This window comes from Salinisphaera sp. G21_0 (assembly GCF_017744115.1).
Classification (GTDB): Bacteria; Pseudomonadota; Gammaproteobacteria; order Pseudomonadales; family Endozoicomonadaceae; genus Endozoicomonas.
Genome location: NZ_JAGHQW010000042.1, coordinates 1 through 17703 on the forward strand (window position 1 = coordinate 1; position 17703 = coordinate 17703).

13 protein-coding genes are annotated in these 17703 nt (G+C 48.5%); 9 read left to right on the top strand and 4 right to left on the bottom strand.

The window, feature by feature from the left end:
* Nucleotides 1–350: 350 nt before the first annotated feature.
* Both J7439_RS18005 and J7439_RS18010 read right to left on the bottom strand, forming a co-directional pair.
* Nucleotides 351–554, bottom strand: coding sequence for a DUF2878 family protein (locus J7439_RS18005; protein WP_209203342.1), 204 nt, complete (start codon nt 552–554; stop codon nt 351–353).
* A gap of 2 nt (nt 555–556) precedes the next feature.
* A complete protein-coding gene (locus J7439_RS18010) occupies nt 557–1906 on the bottom strand; it encodes an aminotransferase-like domain-containing protein (RefSeq protein WP_209203343.1) in 1350 nt (449 codons plus the stop codon).
* A gap of 230 nt (nt 1907–2136) precedes the next feature.
* On the opposite strand from J7439_RS18010, the gene J7439_RS18015 reads away from it, so the two are divergent.
* Complete coding sequence (locus J7439_RS18015; RefSeq protein ID WP_209203344.1) at nt 2137–2739, top strand: LysE family translocator; 603 nt, start codon at nt 2137–2139, stop codon at nt 2737–2739.
* A gap of 79 nt (nt 2740–2818) precedes the next feature.
* Here J7439_RS18015 and J7439_RS18020 read toward each other — a convergent pair whose 3' ends face one another.
* Entirely contained in the window at nt 2819–3901 is a 1083-nt protein-coding gene (locus J7439_RS18020; RefSeq protein ID WP_209203345.1) for a hypothetical protein, read from the bottom strand.
* 371 nt (nt 3902–4272) lie between these two features.
* Nucleotides 4273–5790 (bottom strand): threonine ammonia-lyase, biosynthetic, encoded by a 1518-nt coding sequence (ilvA, locus tag J7439_RS18025; RefSeq protein WP_209203346.1) that lies wholly within the window; start codon nt 5788–5790, stop codon nt 4273–4275.
* Nucleotides 5791–5960: 170 nt separating this feature from the next.
* Between ilvA and rpiA the strand changes: the two genes are divergently transcribed.
* The 8 genes from rpiA (at nt 5961) to J7439_RS18065 (ending at nt 17653) form a co-directional block, all read left to right on the top strand.
* Nucleotides 5961–6635 carry a ribose-5-phosphate isomerase RpiA gene (rpiA, locus tag J7439_RS18030; protein WP_209203347.1) on the top strand — a complete coding sequence of 225 codons (675 nt, stop codon included), beginning with the start codon at nt 5961–5963 and terminating at the stop codon, nt 6633–6635.
* A gap of 280 nt (nt 6636–6915) precedes the next feature.
* On the top strand, nt 6916–8028 hold the full coding sequence (locus J7439_RS18035) for a branched-chain amino acid ABC transporter substrate-binding protein (RefSeq protein WP_209203381.1): 1113 nt from the start codon (nt 6916–6918) through the stop codon (nt 8026–8028).
* A gap of 170 nt (nt 8029–8198) precedes the next feature.
* Entirely contained in the window at nt 8199–9125 is a 927-nt protein-coding gene (gene livH / locus J7439_RS18040) for a high-affinity branched-chain amino acid ABC transporter permease LivH (protein ID WP_209203348.1), read from the top strand.
* Entirely contained in the window at nt 9122–10462 is a 1341-nt protein-coding gene (locus J7439_RS18045; RefSeq protein ID WP_286198428.1) for a high-affinity branched-chain amino acid ABC transporter permease LivM, read from the top strand. The genes livH and J7439_RS18045 overlap by 4 nt, the downstream gene beginning before the upstream one ends.
* 54 nt (nt 10463–10516) lie before the next feature.
* Nucleotides 10517–11248 (top strand): high-affinity branched-chain amino acid ABC transporter ATP-binding protein LivG, encoded by a 732-nt coding sequence (gene livG / locus J7439_RS18050; protein ID WP_502950427.1) that lies wholly within the window; start codon nt 10517–10519, stop codon nt 11246–11248.
* Nucleotides 11249–11268: 20 nt separating this feature from the next.
* Entirely contained in the window at nt 11269–11970 is a 702-nt protein-coding gene (locus J7439_RS18055; protein WP_209203383.1) for an ABC transporter ATP-binding protein, read from the top strand.
* A gap of 677 nt (nt 11971–12647) precedes the next feature.
* Nucleotides 12648–16826: a response regulator gene (locus J7439_RS18060; RefSeq protein WP_209203350.1), complete on the top strand. Its 4179-nt coding sequence runs from the start codon at nt 12648–12650 to the stop codon at nt 16824–16826.
* Nucleotides 16823–17653, top strand: a complete 831-nt coding sequence (locus J7439_RS18065; RefSeq protein WP_209203351.1) for a CheR family methyltransferase — start codon at nt 16823–16825, stop codon at nt 17651–17653. The genes J7439_RS18060 and J7439_RS18065 overlap by 4 nt, the downstream gene beginning before the upstream one ends.
* Nucleotides 17654–17703: the final 50 nt, after the last annotated feature.

Genomic DNA, 17703 nt, shown 5'->3' on the forward strand with positions numbered 1-17703 from the left:
ACCGGGATACAGTATCTGCGGCTGCTGAGGAGGAAGGTGACTGCATGGTTTGTTTGGAGGTCCTCCCTGTTTCCAATTGGAGAATCGTTTGGGAATGACAACGATAGAGTACGACCTTGTCAGCCCGATAAAGTTCCAGGCAACCGGTATCAGAGAAGCCTTACCTGTTTTGTCAGGCAGTCTGGCTGTGGGATGTGTTACTGGATAGCGCACCGTTGCAGCTACTCCAGATGAATACACGTCAACTGCCACAGCCTGAAAACTGACGTATTCATAATTTCTGAAAACATAAGAGAGCCAGCAGCTTTCACTGCTAAGAAAAATCACTATCACCACCCTGAAAAGCGGGGTCATATATGGTCCGCCCCGCATTGCAAGGTAAGAGCCTGTATTTGTTTTTCTTTATGCCAGTTACCTATCCATAGCAAGTGGATAAAAAGGACTATTACGGCTGCAGCCAGGGCAATTTGATCCCCCCAAAGAACACAAGCAAGCCAGCCAAGCTGGAAAAGCAGATAATTAGCAATCAGTTTTATTTTGTCGTTTGTCATCATTATTAGAACACCAGTGGGCGATAGATGGGTTCCAGTTCTACGGTCAGGATGTCCCGAATGGTTTTCAAAGCGAACTGAACTTTATTGTCACTATCAGGGCTGCTGATACAAAGGCGTACGGCCTGGGGAACTGAGTAGCTGCCAACGGCAAACAGTTCTGACTGGAGCACTTTCACTCCCTTATTATGCAGATGTCGTACAAAAGTCTCTGCCCGCCAGGGTTCAGGTAGCTTGAGCCAGCCATGAAAACTATAAGTTTGTGCCTGTATATCCATACCTTTGAGGTGGTGGGTCATGAGTTCCTGACGCCTGGCAATGGCTTCGGTCTGCCAGCAAATCAGTTGTTCTGCAATACCGGATTCAATCCACTCACTGGCAATTTCAGCCATCAATGGTGGTGGCACCCAGCAGTCGCTCCTTATGGCCATGACCAAACGTTCTCTCAGGTGAGCAGGGTAGCAGAGGTAGCCGGTCCTTAATCCACCCGACAGCGTTTTTGAGAAGCTGCCGCTGTAAATTACCAGGTCAGGAGCAAGGCTGTAGAGCGATGTCAGTCGTTTCTCGGAAGAGACGAATTGTACATCATCTTCCAGGATCAGCAGTTTGTGCCTGCGTGCTATCTCAATGATTTGCTCTCGCCGTTGCATTGGCATAATGAGCGCTGTCGGATTTTGCAGGGATGGCATTAGATACAGCAGTTTCGGGCGGTGTTGCAGGCAGCATTGTTCCAGTGCTTCTGGAATCAGGCCATGCTCATCCATCGGCAAACCTATATGGTGAGTTTGCCATTGTCTTGCCGCATTAATGAACCCCGGATAGGTAAGGGACTCGGAAACGATGGTGTCCCCTGGCCGGGTGGCTGCCTGAAGAGCCATCATATTGCCATGCTGGCCCCCATTGGTGATGAGAATATTGTCTGGATTTACATGGATCGACAGCGGTGCAAGCCACCTGGCAATGATACTGCGATGCCTTTCAAGCCCGGTTTCAGGCAGATAGTCCAGCAGCGCAGTCATGCGCAGAGGGTCTGATGCAATCATTTGCAGCGTCTCGGCCAGTATCTCTTCTCTCGGTGCCGGAACCTGAAGGGTCAGGCTCATATCAATAAGCGTTGACTCTGGTTTTTGAGGTACATTGAATTGGGCCTGCTGCCAGACCTTACCGGTAACAAAGGTTCCACTGCCCACTCTGGCGGTAATCAACCGTCGTCTTTCAGCTTCAGCATAGCCCCGGGTAATAGTACCAATGGTTACGTTAAGAACATCGGCAAGCCAGCGATGAGTAGGCAGTTTATCGCCTGAGTGTAATGACCCGTTTTTAATGGCCTGCTCGATGGCATCGGCGAGAGCCATATATTTGGGGCCGGACTTGAAGGAAAGGCATTTCAGCCAGCCCGGGAAGCTTATTTTTTTATCCATTGTCTTTTTATTATGTTTGAAATGATATCTTTGTCATGGTGACAATTTATTAATTGCACGCTTTTTTGTCCGTATATCATACTTTATTGGAGCCTTAATATCGTCGTTTGTTTGATTGTATGGGGGCAATTTCAAGGGCATTGTTAAAATATACTGAGGGAAAAATGAATGAGATAGAGATACTCTGGTTACCATTGGTAACCTTTGCCTTGAGCTCCAGTATTACACCAGGGCCCAATAATATTATGCTGGCAGCCAGCGGGGTAAATTATGGCTTTGCCAGAAGTATTCCCCATATGCTAGGTGTTTCTATCGGGTTCTTTATTCTGTTTCTTGGGGTTGCATTTGGACTGGGGAGTGTCTTTGAGAGCTATCCACAGCTGCAAACGGGTTTGAAATATATTGGGTCCATGTATCTATTGTGGCTGGCATGGAAGATTGCCACGGCTGCCAGTGTTTCAGAACAGGCGGACAGTAAAAGACCAATAACTTTTCTTCAGGCCATCAGTTTTCAGTTTGTGAATGTAAAAGCCCTGATGATGGCGGTCAGTAGTGCTGTTGTTTTTACATTGCCCGGTGATAACTACACGCTTTCTGTTTTACTGGTTGGGGTGATATTTTCTCTAATCAATCTGCCTTGTTGTTCAGTCTGGGTGGTTTTTGGCTCAGGACTGAGGCGATTTCTGAAAAACGAGCAAAGTTTAAAGGCTTTTAACTGGTCTCTGGCTTCACTGACAGCCGCATCGGTTGCGTTGTTTTATGTCTGAGAAACTGTATATTTTTTATCAGCCGGGACCGCTAATCCCGGTTTATAAAAAAATGTCAGGTAAGTTGTGGGGTGACCTGTCAACCATTACGTCTAACTCTGAATAAGGGATGACGTTCATGCCCTGCTGCTAAACATCGCAAGTCGTCAGTTGATCCACCAAAGCACTGGACATCACATTCATCAGCAGATTTCTTCCTGTCATCAATATTAATTAGTGCTCCATCAAAGATGTTACGGTAACTGGCTTGTAGATCTTTGCTGGTAATGTGTGCAGCCAAACCTGGTTCCGAGAGCAGGAATGTTTTGTGCATAATTGTTTCGTTAGGGTCATAAAAAATAACCTTCATGCATCCATCCTGCTTCTTTAATCTCAGGGCCATTGCGTGGCCCAAGCCTTTACTAACTTTTGACCGAAAGTAGAAATTCTTTTCATCGCCAGCAGGCATATTCCAATACTTTTCTACCAGTCCCGAAAGAGCCTCAGGTAACGCTCCCTCGTGGAAATAATATCCATCGGCATAAAAGGATCTGTTAGTAATTGGGCCGTTTTTTAATCCATCTGGATTACGGAGCGCATCCTTTAAAGGAATATCAGGTGTATTTGCAAAGATTGACTGTATCTTTTTCGGGGTGTTTATTCTTTTAAAAGTCTCTTTTCCTCGACCAAACACTTTTGTGGCATAAGCCCAGGCTAAGTGTCGGCAGTTTATTTTTTCTCCAGGTGCGACGGTGTCAGTATCAGAGCGACGCGCTGAGCCATTAAGGCACTTGGAGTGCCAGAGTTTAATGGAGTAATACATGGGAATTGGAGCAATACTGCCATCCTGTTTGAAAGCAAGTTTAACCTTAAGTAGGCACCCTTCATCATGCAGTTTGTCTATCTTATTGGAAATATAGCTGGTTGAACTCTTGCAGGCTGACGGGATGCTTATGTTATAAGCACTTATTGGCTTATGGAGTCTTTTGGTAAACCATGCATTTGGGTGTTCTTTCATCAGCTTTTGGGTGTTACCCTCTAAAACGCTGACAGAATAACGACCAAACAGTGCCTTGATGCCATTAACAAAGGATTTTATGACCCTGATTAGCAGTAAGGATTCTGAATGTCTGCACCATGAATGTGATAGTGCTGACAAAACACTAAGCTTGATATGATCCATTACATGATATCCCTTGCTTGATTCTTATGATTCATTTGCTCGAAAACCTTTAGAGTGCAAAAGTACTAATAAGTTCCGTGGCTGTTCCTCTTCTCAGGAAAGAGTGAAGTTTGTTGTTGCAGGTAGGATCGTTTGGTGAGTATCTATTTATTGGATTTTTGGGCTCGAGGCCCCACCGGCATACGCCATAAAACTTAGAGATCATGGTGCATGACGGTTGGTTCGGGTGTCGGCTTCTTCAGGTGCCGACCTGCATGGTCAGCCTCCTGGTACACGTTTTCAATGTAATTGATGGGTTCTTTTTATATGGCGTCTAAACTCCGCTCAGGGTGAACGGAGGTTATACACCTCAAACTCATTGAAATGGTGTACTAGTCTCCCAGGAACGCCTTATAAGCCTCATTCTCATTTTCAGACCAGTAACGGTAGCCAATGGCATCAAGATATTCCGGGATATGCTGGTGTTCCTCTTCCGGGACATCCAGGCCTATCGCAACCCGTCCATAGGCCGCTCCATGGTTGCGATAGTGAAACATGGTGATATTCCAGCGCTGGCCCAGTTTACTCAGGAAGTTTAATAAGGCTCCCGGGCGCTCCGGAAATTCAAACCGGTATACCTGTTCGTTGTTTACCGCTTCGCTATGCCCGCCCACCATGTGCCGAACATGGAGTTTGGCCATTTCATTGTCGGTCAGGTCAACCACGGGATAGCCTTGCTGCTGGAGTTCATTAACCAGCCGGTCGATGGGCATCTGATCCGGGTGGACCTGAACACCGACAAAGATTCTGGCTTTGTCCGGGTTATGGTAGCGATAGTTAAACTCAGTGATATTTCTGCGGCCCAGCAGTTCACAGAACTGTTTAAAGCTACCGGTTTGCTCCGGAATGGTAACGGCGATGATCGCTTCCCGCTTTTCACCCAGCTCTGTGCGTTCCGAGACATAGCGCAAACGGTCAAAGTTGATGTTGGCACCGCTGTCAACGGCCAGCAGGGTTTGGCCCCGGACCTTGTCCCGGCTGACATACTTCTTCATACCGGCAATGCCCAGGGCACCGGCGGGCTCACAGACAGAGCGGGTATCATCAAAGATATCCTTGATCGCGGCACAGATTTCGTCGGCGGTGACGGTGATAACCTCGTCAATACACTCCCGGCAGATCCTGAATGTCTCTTCACCAATCTGCGCCACTGCTACACCATCGGCAAAGATGCCCACATGGGGCAGGACAACCCGTTCACCCGCATCAAGCGCCGCCTTCAGGCAGGCCGACTCTTCAAACTCAACACCGATGACTTTGACGTCGGGCCGCAGGTACTTGATATAGGTGCTGATACCTGCCGCCAGACCACCGCCGCCCACCGGGATGAACACCGCATCCAGGGCACCGGTCTGTTGACGCAGGATCTCCATGCCAATAGTGCCCTGACCGGCGATGGTATCGATATCATCATAAGGGTGAATAAAGGTGTAGCCGTGCTTTTCAACCAGGGTAAAAGAGTGTGCCAGAGCCTGGTCAAAAGCGTCGCCATGCAGTACAACCCTGGCTCCGTAAGCCCGTACCGACTTTACTTTGATCTCGGGGGTGGTGACCGGCATGACGATGGTGGCCTTGATCCCCATCTCCCGGGAGGCCAGGGCCACTCCCTGGGCATGATTCCCGGCCGAAGCGGCAATAACGCCACGTTCTTTTTCTGCCGTCGTGAGCTGGGCCAGCTTGTTATAAGCGCCCCGAATTTTGAAGGAGAATACCGGTTGTAAGTCTTCCCGTTTCAGGAGAACCCGGTTATCCAGGCGCTGACTGAGGAAGCGGGCCTCATCAATCGGGGTTTCGATGGCGACATCATAGACCCTGGCTTCCAGTATTTTTCGTATATAACGGTGTGGCATGCTGTCCTGCTAGTGTCTTCTGTTAGCTTTATTGAGTTCAGGCAGTAGTGCGAAGCTCTCATTCTATAGGAATAAGCTTCAGGATGGCACTCGTCCAATTTGCCGGAAAATGGTGTAATATACGGCGCGTTTTCAGCCCTATTAACCGCTCAGTATTATCAGGTAACCCCATGAATCAGGATCAGCTCAAAAAGGCCACCGCCGAAGCCGCATTGCAATATATCCTGCCCCATCTGGAAAAAGATATGGTGATCGGTGTCGGCACCGGTTCTACTGCGCGCTTTTTTATTGATGCGCTGGCTGAGTACAAGGATGATTTTGATGGCTGTGTCTCCAGCTCTGAGGCATCTACTGAGCAGCTGAAGGCCCATGGTATTCCTGTCTATGATCTGAATACGGTGTCTGACCTGCGCTTTTATATTGATGGGGCAGATGAAGCCAATGAACATCTTCACCTGATTAAAGGGGGTGGTGCGGCACTGACCCGGGAAAAGATCATTGCAGCGGTAGCCAGAGAGTTCATTTGCATTGCCGATGAGAGCAAGGCGGTGGGTGTGCTGGGTGAATTCCCATTGCCGGTGGAGGTCATTCCCATGGCTCGCAGTTATGTTGGCCGGGAGTTGGTGAAGCTGGGAGGGGATCCTGCCTACCGCGAAGGGGTTGTGACCGATAATGGTAACGTGATTCTGGATGTCTGGAATATGAAGATGCTGGACCCGGTTGCACTGGAACAAAAGATCAATGGCATTGTTGGTGTGGTGACCAATGGTCTGTTCGCCTGTCGTCCTGCTGATGTGCTGCTGTTGGGTACAAACGACGGTGTTAGAACAATTACCGGCAAATGATTAAAACGGGTTCTCTGGAACAGTTGTGATCTTTAGTTGATAGTTGGCTCCCGCTGTTTCCATAAAAAAACCGCAATATTAGGCTGGATCGAATAGAAAAAATCCTTAATATAGCCATTGCTAACAATAAAAATGCTTGGCGACCTGCGTTGAGCGTAATCTGTGGTTTAGTCCTGGGTTTCGGGGGAGGGCGGCCACTTTCTGGCGAATGCTCTGTAAACTCAGGCATGAAAAACAACAATAAAGAGTGACTGACATGCTGAAATCATTCAATAAAAAAATGGCAGTCTTTACTGCCGTGTTAGCGGGTACAGCGGCACTGGGCAGTGCATCCATAGCATCCGCAGAAGATACCATCAAAATTGCCCTGGCAGGCCCGGTAACCGGACCGGTTGCCCAGTACGGCGATATGCAGTTTATTGGTGCCAAAATGGCCATTGAGCAGATTAACCAGGCAGGTGGCGTCAATGGCAAGGAGCTGGAAGGGGTTGTCTTCGATGATGCCTGTGACCCCAAGCAAGCCGTAGCGGTTGCCAACAGGATTGTAAACGACGATATTCGATTTGTTGTCGGTCATCTCTGTTCTTCTTCAACTCAGCCTGCTTCTGATATTTATGAAGATGAAGGTGTCTTGATGATCACCGCTGCCTCAACCAGCCCGGACATCACCAACCGTGGCTATGAGCTGATTTTCAGAACCATTGGTCTGGACAGCATGCAGGGGCCAACGGCTGCGAAATACATCATTGATTCGGTAAAACCACAGAAAATGGCAGTGATTCACGACAAGCAGCAGTACGGTGAAGGTCTGGCCGCCAGTGTTCGTGATGAAGTTCAGAAGGCCGGAGTTAAAGTCGCCCTTTATGAAGGTGTAACGGCCGGTGACAAAGACTTCTCTGCCCTGATTGCCAAGCTCAAGAAAGAGGATGTTGATTTCGTTTATTACGGTGGTTATCACCCTGAGCTTGGCCTGATTTTGCGCCAGAGTGCAGAGAAGGGACTGGATGTTAAGTTCATGGGGCCTGAAGGTGTCGGCAACAAGGATATCTCTGCCATTGCCGGTGAGGCCTCAGAAGGCCTGCTGGTGACTCTGCCCAAGAGTTTTGATCAGGATCCGGCCAATGCCCGGTTGGTGGAGGCATTCAAGGCCAGGAGTGAAGATCCTTCCGGCCCATTTGTCTTTCCCGCTTACTCTGCGGTGCAGGTCATGGCAGATGGCATGAAGCTGACCGCCAGTGAAGACCCTGAGAAAGTTGCCAGCAGCCTGCGTGCCAATAACTTCAAAACACCAACCGGTGAGCTTGGCTTTGATGGCAAGGGCGACCTGAAGGACTTCAGCTTTGTCGTTTATCAGTGGCATTCTGATGGCAGCAAAACTGCCCTGACCAAGTGATCGGAACAGTGCCCTGCCTGCATGGGCAGGGTATCAATAAAGGAAATACTGTGCAGTCGAATAACCAGACGGCACCAGTCTAACAACGAGAAAGCAGTAAAAGGCCTGCAAGGAGTGCAGAACGCCATAAGCGTTATTGCAACATGCGGGCCTTTTTTATGGATTCGACCATGCCTGAGTCAGCCTATTATTTTATCCAGCAATTGCTGAACGGCCTTACTGTCGGGAGCACCTATGCCCTGATAGCCATCGGTTACACGATGGTCTATGGCATCATTGGAATGATCAACTTTGCCCACGGCGAGATATATATGATCGGCAGCTACGTTGCCTTTGCCGTGCTGGCCGGTCTTGCCTTGATGGGGGTTGACAGTATTGCCCTGATGCTGGCCGCCGCCTTTATCATCAGTATTATTATTACCAGTACTTATGGCTTTGCCGTTGAGCGGGTGGCCTATCGACCATTAAGAAACAGTAATCGACTGATTGCCCTGATCTCGGCGATCGGTATGTCGATTTTTCTGCAGAATTATGTCCGTATCGCCCAGGGCTCGAGAGATATCGCAATGCCCAGCCTGATTACCGGTGGCTGGACGTTTGGGCCCGCTGATGAGTTTAATGTCACTCTGTCGTACATGCAGGTGGTGATTTTTATTATTACGTTTATCACCATGACACTTCTGACGCTGTTTATTTCCAAATCAAGGATGGGGCGTGCTTGCCGGGCATGTGCAGAAGACCTGGGCATGACCCGGCTTCTTGGCATCAATACCAACCAGGTTATCTCCCTGACCTTTATTATCGGTGCGGCACTGGCTGCGGTGGCCGGTGTTTTACTGGGTCTCTATTACGGCGTTATTAACCCTTATATTGGTTTTCTGGCGGGTTTGAAAGCGTTTACAGCGGCGGTTCTTGGTGGCATCGGCAGTATTCCGGGAGCTGTACTTGGCGGCCTGATTCTTGGTGTTACCGAAGCGTTTACCGCAGGGTATTTCAGTAGCGAATATAAAGACGTCGTCGCCTTTAGTCTGCTGGTACTGATTCTGTTATTCCGACCTTCAGGGATTCTCGGCAAGCCGGAGGTAGAAAAGGTATGAATAGTCAGTCATCTACTACACTGCGCTGGTTTCCCGCTTTTATGGCAACCGGAGCGCTGTTGCTGCTTGCTGTGTTAATGCTCGGGGTGCAGCTATCCACTGAAAATACAGAGTTGGTCGTTTACTTTGCGGCCAGTGAACGGTGGCACCTGATTCTTGCCGGTGCTGTTCTGGTTTTTCTGGTTCAGTTATTCCGGAACCCGATCTCTGCTTTCTGGCAGGGGGCCAAAAAACATAACCCACTATCGCCGTTTCAGCTGCCATCACTGGATGACAATAAACCTCTGAAGCGGCTGCTGATCAGTTTTGTGGTGGCCGGGCTGATGGTCTGGCCTTTCTTTGTTTCCCGTGGTGCGGTGGACCTGGCAACACTGGCACTTATTTATGTCATGCTTGGTCTGGGCCTTAACGTGGTTGTTGGTCTGGCTGGTCTTCTGGATCTTGGTTATGTGGGTTTCTATGCCGTTGGAGCATACAGCTATGCGTTGCTGAGCCAATATTTTGGTCTTGATTTCTGGAGCTGCCTGTTGATCGGCGGGGTTATGGCGGCAATCTTTGGTTTTATCCTGGGGTTTCCGGTGTTAAGGCTTCGTGGAGACTATCTGGCCATTGTTACCCTGGGCTTTGGCGAGATTATTCGTATTTTGCTGAATAACTTGACCTCAATTACCGGAGGGCCGAACGGGATCAGTCAGATTCCAAAACCAACGTTGTTTGGTCTGGAATTTTCCCGGCGAGCCAAAGAAGACGGTAATGTACCATTTCACGAATTCTTCGGGATTGACTACAGCAGCGGCTATAAAGTGATTTTCCTTTATATCCTGGCGCTGCTTCTGGTGCTGTTAACGCTCTACATTATTAATCGCCTGTTGAGAATGCCCATTGGCCGGGCCTGGGAAGCGCTTCGGGAAGATGATATTGCCTGTCGCTCACTGGGTTTGAATCCAACAGCCATCAAACTGTCGGCCTTTACCATTGGTGCAGCGTTTGCCGGATTTGCCGGTACTTTCTTTGCAGCCCGGCAGGGTTTTATTAGTCCGGAGTCTTTTACCTTTATTGAGTCAGCCATCATCCTTGCGATCGTGGTTCTGGGAGGCATGGGGTCACAGATGGGCGTTATTCTTGCCGCCGTTATTATGACGGTACTGCCCGAGTTTGCCCGGGAGTTTCAGGAGTACCGGATGCTGATGTTTGGCCTGATGATGGTGTTGATGATGATGTGGCGTCCTGAAGGATTGATGCCCATGAAACGTCCGCATCTGAAGTTGAAAGATCATCAGTCGGATAAAAAAGATGATGCTTCTGTTAATCGTCAGCCCATTGCTGAAAGCGTTTAATCTGCAGGGAGTTATAAGATGAGTCAGTGTTTGCTGGAAGCATCGGATCTCAGTATGCGCTTTGGCGGTCTGCTGGCCGTGGATCAGATGGCGCTCAAAGTTCGTAAAGGCGAAATTGTCTCCATGATTGGCCCGAACGGTGCCGGGAAAACGACAGTGTTTAATTGTCTGACCGGCTTCTATAAGCCAACCGGAGGGAAGATTATTTTTCAGGGCCGGGCGGTAGAAAAGCTGCCTGGCTTTACAATTGCCCGTTTAGGTGTGGTGCGAACTTTCCAGAATGTGCGTTTGTTTAAAGCCATGACGGTTCTGGAAAATCTGCTGGTGGCCCAGCACCGTCATTTGAACACAGGGTTGTTGGCCGGGCTCTTTAAGACGCCTTCGTTTCGCAAGAGTGAGGCAGAAGCCATGGAGCGGGCTGCTTACTGGCTGGATAAAGTGGGCCTGACTGAGTTTGCCAATCGTGAAGCTGGAAACCTGGCCTACGGTCAGCAGCGACGACTGGAAATTGCCCGCTGTATGGTGACCGATCCACAACTGTTGATGCTGGATGAGCCCGCAGCAGGACTGAACCCTAATGAAACCCGGGAGCTGGATAAGTTGATTTCCGATCTCAGAAAAAATCATGGTGTATCAGTGCTGCTTATTGAACACGATATGAAACTGGTGATGGAAATCTCGGACCGGATCTATGTTATTAATCAGGGGAGGCCCCTGGCATCCGGAACACCGGAAGCAGTCCGCAGTCATCCTGAAGTGATCAAGGCTTATTTAGGGGAATCCTGAGTATGAATAACGATAAACCACTGCTAAGCCTTGAGCATGTTTCTACCTTTTATGGCCAGATTCAGGCACTGGATGACGTGAGTGTAGAGATCCGGGCCGGTGAAATTGTGACGTTAATTGGTGCCAATGGTGCGGGAAAAACCTCTCTGCTGATGACACTCTGTGGTGATCCACGGGCGAGCAGTGGACAGATCTTTTATGGTGGGCGGGAAATTACCCGGGATGATACGGCGGATATCATGCGCTCCGGTATCGCACTGGTGCCGGAAGGTCGGCGTGTCTTCTCCCGGCTTACCGTGGAAGAAAATCTCAGCATGGGGGGCTTTTTTACCGATGAGCAGGATTATCGTCAGCTGTATCGCCATGTTCTTGAGCTATTCCCACGCCTTGAGGAGCGCCTCACCCAGCGGGCAGGCACGATGTCTGGAGGTGAGCAACAGATGCTGGCCATAGCAAGGGCACTGATGAGTAAGCCCAGGCTATTACTGCTGGATGAACCCTCACTGGGCCTGGCTCCTATCGTGATTCAGCAGATTTTTGACATTATTGCCAGGCTGAGGGATGAAGGGATGACGATCTTTCTGGTTGAGCAAAATGCCAACCAGGCACTGAAGCTGGCTGATCGCGGCTATGTGCTTGAAAATGGGAAGATTGTTCTGCATGACTCCGGACAGGCTCTGCTAGTGAATAAATCTGTCCAGGAGGCCTATCTGGGAGGGTGATTGCGGTATTTTTCCTTTGATTTCTGAAGGGTTTGCCATACGCGGCTTTGAGAGAACTTCTGGCAGGAGCCGCTTTGGTTTCAATAGGTTAACTGGGTAAAACCTTAGTATCAGCCATATTTTGGAATCAAAATAACAATTTAAACTTTTAATAGTAATTAAAATTGTCATTATTTTTTGTTTATTCATTTAAAAATCAACCAGTAAGTGGCGTGGTAGTTCTGGTTATAAGGCCATGTTCCCAGTACTATACTTTCCCTATAACTGAACTAGCAGTACAAGGAAGTGCATCATGAAACCTGAATACGATAAGCTGACCACACCGGAAGTATTGATGTTAGCCAGCTCACTGAGCGTTTTGGCGGGTTCACTGGTTACCCTTGGAATGCTGATTCAGTAGTCATCCGGCAATATCAGGGTTAAGCCTATGGCTACAAAGACCTGGCGGGTACCCGCCAAGGTTTTTACCAGTCCAGAACAACACTCCCCTTCAAATCATCAGCATACCCACTGTTGATCTCATCTTGGTTTATAACCACCTGCAGCAGTCATCTCTGTGATGGATTTTTCTTTGGTTCTTATGGGACAGAACCCTAATTTTTTTGTGCTATTTAACGATGATTAAGAGATGGAAAAGCTCCAGACTCCATCCTTTGCCAAAGCACAGAGATCAGGCCATGAGTTCAGAATCACCCAGTGAAAACAGGCAGCGAAAGACGGGTGGTCTGGCACTCACGCTTTTTCTCTGGTTTATTGTTTTATCCATTGGGCCTGTTGTGATTGTTGGGCTGAATGAGTACAAGACCGGAAAAGAAGCCATTGTCAAAGATCGTTATGATCAGCTTTCATCAGTAAATTTTCAGTTAACTCAACGCATTAATGAATACTTTGATACGGTGTTAACCAATTTATTCATTATGGCATCATCTTCCGAAGCATTTATTACCGAACTGGTGATGGCTCCAGGATTTAAAAGCCAGCCGGTTTCTGAGTTTATTAATTCCAGGGAATACGGGGATATCTATGAAAAGTACTCCATGGAGTATGTGGATTTCCTGCGATTCTATGACTACTCCGATGTGATTCTGGGCGATGCGGCAGGCAATATTCTCTTCACAGTGAATGAATACAGTGATTTAGGAGAAAACCTGTTTTCTTCAGAACTGGAAAATACGTTGTTTTCCTTGGCTGTTAAAGCCAGCCTGAATGATCAGCAGCCAAAGTATGCCGACCTTGCTGCCTACCCGCCCATAGGCAATGAGAAAGTCATCTTTTTAATATTACCGCTGGCGGATTCCTTCCAGAAAGCGGTGGGTTTTATTGCGGTGCAGATTCACCCGAAGAATATTCAGGTGATGTTTGATAAAGGTGAGTCCAGTGACGTCGGTCTCTCGTCGTTTCTTGTCGGTAAGGATCGTAAAATTCGCTTTGGTACCCGGTTTGAAAATCAGGAGCAGCTTAAATTTGGCGATGATAATCCGCTCATTAACCTATGGTTAAGCCATCTTGAGGATGATGGGAGCTACAGAGAGGAAGAGGACCATTTCGGAGAATTCTCAGCAGATAATGGTCATGCTTTTGAGTCTATTGGCCAGCATGAGCATGATCTGGAATCCATTTCAGAAAGTCTTGACGCTTTAAATCTGGACGAGCAGGACGTGTTCGGTCGGGCGGCTAAAGCAAGCTTGAACCATATTCGAAGCTACATTCATGGTGAAGAAGTTCTGGGGATTTATCTACCAATAAATATTGCCGGAACCCCTATGGTCATCCTTTCAGAAGTAACGCACCGGCATGCTTTTGCATCAGTTCAGGACTTTCAACAACGCCTTTTTGTGCTTATCGCCATCACTTTTGCCCTGGTTGTGGTTATTGCTCTGTTTGTTACACGACAACTGGTGAAGCCCATCCGTCGAATTACCCGGTGGGTCAATCGAGTCGCCGCAGGTGACTATGCCGAAGGGACTGTCCTGAACGGTAATAATGAGATCAGCGAACTCAGTCGCAGTTTTGCCCAGATGACTGAAAGGTTGCGTACCGTCAGTGCGGAAAATACCCGGAAAAACTGGCTTCAGGAAGGTATGGCCGGGCTGTATAACAGTGTGCGTGGTGAGCAGGCGATGGCTGAGCTGTGTCGTAACATTGTGACTTATATTGCCCGCTATCTGGATATGCATTCCGGTGCCATGTTTGTAAAAGATGATAACAACCGGCTGCAGTTGATGGGCACCTATGCCTGGAGTAAACGCAATCAACATGCAAAGTCTTTTGCCATGGGTGAGGGGCTGATTGGTCAGGCAGCATTGGAAAGGGAAACGATGGAGATAGCCGATGTACCTGATGGCTATATTGAAATTGCGTCCGGACTGGGCTCTGCCAGACCAACTCATCTGATCATTGTCCCGCTGTGCTATGAAAATGATCTGAAAGGGGGAGTTGAGTTTGCACGGCTTGGTCCAATGACGGATGAGCAGCGCCTGTTTCTCCAACATTCTGTTGAAAGTATTGCCATTGCCATTAACTCTGCCCAGTATCGAACCCGGGTTAATCAGCTGCTTGATACCACCACCCAGCAATCCGAAGCACTAAAGGAACAAAAAGAAGAGCTGCGTTCGGTTAATGAAGAGCTGGAAAAGCGAGCCGGTATTCTGGAGGAGTCTGAAGAAGAGCTGAAAGCCCAGAGTGAGGAGCTGCAGAAATCCAATGTCGAACTGGAAGAACTCAGCGAACAGCTGATGCTCCAGAAAGAAGAGATTGAGAGAAAGAATAAAGATATTGAGCTGTCCAGTAAAAAGATAACGGAAAAGGCGGAGGAGCTTGCCCGGGCCAGTCAATATAAATCTGAATTTCTTGCCAATATGTCCCATGAGCTGCGCACGCCCCTGAATTCTTTATTGCTCCTTTCCCAGATGCTGGCAGAAAACGACGAAGGTAACCTGACAGAGGACCAGGTAGAGTCTGCGCAGGTGATCTACAACGGTGGTAAAGAGTTACTCGAGCTGATCAACGACATTCTTGATCTGTCCAAGGTTGAAGCGGGAAAAATGTCGGTCAATCTTGATGATACGCCCCTGAACGAGATCAAAGGCAGTATTGAAGCCATGTTTAACCCACTGGCAGAAAGCCGTGGTCTGCAATTTCAGATCAGCATAGAGAGCGGTACCAGCCGGTCTGTTTTCACTGATAGCCAGCGGCTAATGCAAATTATTAAGAACTTCCTTTCTAATGCGTTCAAATTTACCGAGGAAGGCAGTGTTCAGGTAAGGATGTTTAATGAAACCCGCTCTGGCCATTTTTCAGACGATACCTGGACTGGTTTTGCTGTTAAAGATAGTGGGATTGGGATTCCCAAAGAGAAGCAGGAATCGATTTTTGGCTCATTCCAGCAGGCCGATGGGTCTACCAGCCGAAAATATGGCGGCACCGGGCTTGGTCTGGCGATCTCCAGAGAGATGGCAGAACTTCTGGGGGGCTTTATTGAGCTGGACAGCAAGGAAGGTGAAGGAACCACCTTTACCCTGTTCCTGCCGACTAATCCAGTGTGCTCTCTTGGCCCTGAGAAAGTACTGGCAGAAAACTATGTGTCCGATGTGTTTGACCAGTCTGTGGGAGCGTCAGAGACTCCTGCTCAAAAGCCAGAAAAAAATAATAAGCCGGAGGAGGCGGAGCTATCTGAGCCTGCGGCATCGTTTGATTACCAGCTGTTGGTTATTGAAGATGATCCTCATTTTGTCACCATTCTTGGTCAACTGGCGGGTAAACATCGCTTTGGCTGTTTGCATGCAGAAACAGGAGAGCAGGGAGTTGCCCTGGCCCGACAACATCAACCATCAGCCATTATTCTGGATTTAGGCTTACCGGATATGGATGGGCAGGAGGTACTTGCTCAGTTAAAAGGCGATGAGTCAACCAGACATATTCCGGTGCATATTGTTTCGGGACGGGATCCGCAGTTGGTGTCCAGCCTTGGCACTGTTGGTTATTTGAGAAAGCCCGTGACGGTTACCGATATTGATCAAGCGTTTTTGACACTTGGGCAGGCCATTAGCCAGGATATTCACGATGTACTGATTCTCGATCTGGATGAAGAGCAAAGATCCCAGGTAGGCAGCATGCTGGAGCAAAAAGGGCTCCATGTAGGGTATGCCAGCACAGCAGAAGAAGCTGAGAAGAGGCTTGTTGATCACCAGTGGCATTGCCTGATTATGGATCTGGAACTCGGAGAAGTGCGAGGGCTGGAGTTCCTGGAAAAAATGACAGGCAAGTTGGGATCAGATATGCCGTCAGTGGTCATTCACACCGCGCAACCTGTAGATAAGACAGAACATTCCCGGTTGCAGGAATTCACCAATGCCATGGTGATGAAAGGTGATAGAGCCCTGGAAAGAATCACGGATGAAGTCAGCCTGTTCTTGCATACCGTTAATAAGGATCAGGTGGATGATACGCCCGATGAGCCGGTGGCCGGGTCAGAGAAGCGTCTTGATGGACACAAGATTCTGCTGGTTGATGATGATTTGAGAAATACCTTTGCTCTTTCCAAAGCCCTTCAGGGCATGGGGCTGGAAGTTGTGCTGGCAGACAATGGCAAAAATGCGATCAGCAAGCTTGAGGAAGAAAACGGCATTGAACTGGTATTAATGGATATTATGATGCCCGTTATGGATGGCTATGAAGCCACTGCCACTATTCGGCAAATGAATGAATTCAAAGAACTTCCGGTGATAGCCCTGACCGCCAAGGCTATGGCAGGTGATAAGGCCAAATGCCTTGAGGCAGGAGCCAATGATTACATGACCAAACCGCTGGATATGGACAAGCTGACAGCAATGCTGAAGGTGTGGCTGCTGCGATGATGGAGACTTGCCCGGTAGCTGATCTGGAACTCGACTTACTGCTGGTCGCTGTCAAGAAGCACTATGGCTATGACTTTCATGACTATGCCAAAGCATCCATGATCCGTCGGGTAAGAAAATACATGGAGCAGACCGGCATCAATCATATCAGTGAGTTGATTCCACTGTTCCTGCACGATCAACGTGCATTTTATCGCTTTGTGAAAAGTATTTCCGTTGTGGTGACGGAAATGTTTCGGGACCCGGATGTCTTTAAAGTCTTGAGGGAAGAGGTTGTTCCTGTGCTCAAGACTTACCCGTTTATCAAGATATGGCATGCAGGGTGTGCATCCGGTCAGGAAGTGTACTCTATGGCGATCCTGTTGGCAGAGGAAGGGATACTGGATCGTTGTCAGATTTACGCCACGGACTTCAATGATGATGCTCTGAATCTGGCCAAAAAGGGGATTTATCCGGCAGAAGATATTGAACTTTATGAAAACAATTACCGCCTTGCCGGTGGGAAGCATAAGCTTAGTGATTATTGGGTCAGCCTCTATGATTCAATCAAGGTCAACAGTCGTTTATCGGAACGGCTGACCTTTGCCAATCACAACCTGGTGACGGATGGGGTTTTTGGCGAAATGCATTTGGTGATGTGCCGCAATGTACTTATTTATTTCAATGAACAGTTGCAGGACAGGGCGTTAACTCTGATTAACGACAGTTTATGCCCGAGGGGATTTCTCTGTATCGGGCGCAGAGAGAACCTGAAGTTCAGCCAGATCAGAAACCATCTTGAAGATGTCAGTAATACGCTGCGGATATACAGGAAGCTGGGCTCGTGAATTCAGTCGGCTGACAGAATCTATGGAACCTTTTGGGAATAAGACAGGGA

What these genes read in the sequence shown, in the direction of transcription:
- J7439_RS18010 (WP_209203343.1), bottom strand. Translation starts at nt 1,906, where the DNA reads ATGGCTCTCGCCGATGCCATCGAGCAGGCCATTAAAAACGGGTCATTA.
- J7439_RS18045 (WP_286198428.1), top strand. Translation starts at nt 9,122, where the DNA reads ATGAATAGTCAGTCATCTACTACACTGCGCTGGTTTCCCGCTTTTATG.
- livH (WP_209203348.1), top strand. Translation starts at nt 8,199, where the DNA reads ATGCCTGAGTCAGCCTATTATTTTATCCAGCAATTGCTGAACGGCCTT.
- J7439_RS18015 (WP_209203344.1), top strand. Translation starts at nt 2,137, where the DNA reads ATGAATGAGATAGAGATACTCTGGTTACCATTGGTAACCTTTGCCTTG.
- livG (WP_502950427.1), top strand. Translation starts at nt 10,517, where the DNA reads ATGCGCTTTGGCGGTCTGCTGGCCGTGGATCAGATGGCGCTCAAAGTT.
- J7439_RS18065 (WP_209203351.1), top strand. Translation starts at nt 16,823, where the DNA reads ATGATGGAGACTTGCCCGGTAGCTGATCTGGAACTCGACTTACTGCTG.
- J7439_RS18005 (WP_209203342.1), bottom strand. Translation starts at nt 554, where the DNA reads ATGATGACAAACGACAAAATAAAACTGATTGCTAATTATCTGCTTTTC.
- rpiA (WP_209203347.1), top strand. Translation starts at nt 5,961, where the DNA reads ATGAATCAGGATCAGCTCAAAAAGGCCACCGCCGAAGCCGCATTGCAA.
- J7439_RS18035 (WP_209203381.1), top strand. Translation starts at nt 6,916, where the DNA reads ATGGCAGTCTTTACTGCCGTGTTAGCGGGTACAGCGGCACTGGGCAGT.
- ilvA (WP_209203346.1), bottom strand. Translation starts at nt 5,790, where the DNA reads ATGCCACACCGTTATATACGAAAAATACTGGAAGCCAGGGTCTATGAT.
- J7439_RS18020 (WP_209203345.1), bottom strand. Translation starts at nt 3,901, where the DNA reads ATGGATCATATCAAGCTTAGTGTTTTGTCAGCACTATCACATTCATGG.
- J7439_RS18060 (WP_209203350.1), top strand. Translation starts at nt 12,648, where the DNA reads ATGAGTTCAGAATCACCCAGTGAAAACAGGCAGCGAAAGACGGGTGGT.